This window comes from Solilutibacter silvestris (assembly GCF_050574925.1).
Taxonomy (GTDB): Bacteria; Pseudomonadota; Gammaproteobacteria; order Xanthomonadales; family Xanthomonadaceae; genus Solilutibacter; species Solilutibacter silvestris_A.
Genome location: NZ_JBCMOO010000021.1, coordinates 1 through 1,567 on the forward strand (window position 1 = coordinate 1; position 1,567 = coordinate 1,567).

The following is a 1,567-nucleotide window of genomic DNA, read 5'->3' on the forward strand; positions in this document are numbered from 1 at the left end:
AGATCGGCCTGGCCGCCCTGGTGACCGGCGGCGCCGCCGCGATCGCCGCCAAGAAGGGACTGTTCGCGACCATCGGTATCGCGCTGGTGAAGTTCTGGAAGCTGCTCTTGGTCGGGTTTGCCGCCGCCGGCGCCGCGATCAAGCGTTTCTTCTCGCGCGACAAGTCCTGATCGCGGATGTGGATCGCGGGCGAATGGCTGCTCGCCGCCGGAATCCTGTTGTTCTATCTCCAGGATTCCGCGCTGCTGCTGTACCACGATGAGGTCGCCATCGCCGAACGCTGGCGGAACTGGAAGGTCTCCGCCAGTGCCGGCGTCGAACTCGCGGGACGTTATCTCTTCCTGCCCAATCCGCTCGTGCCGCAGCGCGCACTGTTCCGCGCGACGTGGACGGCAGTCGATGGTGTCGACGACGGCGCTCGCCTCGATGCTTTCCTGTCGCAACTGATGCCGTTTCGCATCGGCTGCGTCTTTGCCTGGGCGATCGTGCTGGTGGCGATCCCCGTCACCGTGCTGGCCCATCGTTCGCCAACGCTGCTGCTGACGGAATTGCTGGCGTCGTACCTCGTCACCGCGGCCATGGGCGTTTTCGCCTGGCGTCGCCGCGCCGCACTCGGGCTCGATGCGAAAGCGGCGCTGGGCCTGATCGCGGAAACGCTGCTGTGCCCTCCTTACTCGGTGAATTACCTGCGTCGCCTGTGCCGGCATCATGCGTTCGCCAGCGATCCGGTGAAATTCGCCACCCGTCATTGCAATACGCGTGACCGCGCGTCGTTGCGCCGCGAGTTGCTCGACCGCACCGACATCGACCTGTCCTTCGCCGATCCCGGCAGCGAGCTGCAAGCCGGTTTGCAGGCGCGTCGCGAACGCATCTCCCGGAGCCTTCCCGCATGATCCAACTCATCGCCATCGTCGTCGGCTGTTTCCTGTTCGGCTACTGGCTGGTCGCAGTGCTGCTGCCGAACCTCAAGCGTGAATCGCCATCTGCGTCGCCGCCACGGGCCGATTCCGTCCCCCGCCCCTGGTTCGAAGTCCTCGAGGTGCCATCCAATGCGCCGCTGGCCGACATCCAGGCCGCCTACCAGCGACTGCGCGGCCAATACATCGCGGAAGACATCGATCGCCTGCCGATCGGGCTGCGCACCGCGTTCGAGGACAAGCTGAAGGAACTTGATCGCGCCTACCACGACGCGCTTTATCATCGGGAATGACCCCGACGAGGAGTATCCCGTGAAGCACGCGCGATTGATCCTGTCGACACTGCTCGCTGCGGCTGCATGCACGAGCGCGCGCGCCGCCGAACCCGTCGCCCAGGTGCGCGTCACCTTCGATCGCCAGCACATCCTGATTCGCGACGCCAAAGGCTATGCCGACGTCGCCGCGCAACGCCGCATCACCGTTGACGATCCCGCGCGCATCGCATCGGTGTCGAAGCTGGTGACGACGCTCGGGGTGATGCGCCTGGTCGAACAAGGCAAATTGAATCTCGACGAAGACGTGTCGAAACGGCTGGGCTGGACGCTGCGCAATCCCGCGTTCCCGGACACGCCCATCACCCTGCGCATGCT

General features: G+C 65.3%; 3 protein-coding genes. All 3 read left to right on the plus strand.

The features are described from left to right. Positions 1–176: 176 nt before the first annotated feature. Positions 177–893, plus strand: coding sequence for a hypothetical protein (locus ABE093_RS13580; protein WP_430759863.1), 717 nt, complete (start codon positions 177–179; stop codon positions 891–893). Beyond that, complete coding sequence (locus tag ABE093_RS13585) at positions 890–1,210, plus strand: hypothetical protein (RefSeq protein WP_430759864.1); 321 nt, start codon at positions 890–892, stop codon at positions 1,208–1,210. The genes ABE093_RS13580 and ABE093_RS13585 overlap by 4 nt, the downstream gene beginning before the upstream one ends. A 19-nt stretch (positions 1,211–1,229) precedes the next feature. After that, a partial coding sequence (locus ABE093_RS13590) for a serine hydrolase (protein WP_430761447.1) occupies positions 1,230–1,567 on the plus strand: 338 nt, incomplete at its 3' end.

What these genes read in the sequence shown, in the direction of transcription:
- ABE093_RS13580 (WP_430759863.1), top strand. Translation starts at nt 177, where the DNA reads ATGTGGATCGCGGGCGAATGGCTGCTCGCCGCCGGAATCCTGTTGTTC.
- ABE093_RS13585 (WP_430759864.1), top strand. Translation starts at nt 890, where the DNA reads ATGATCCAACTCATCGCCATCGTCGTCGGCTGTTTCCTGTTCGGCTAC.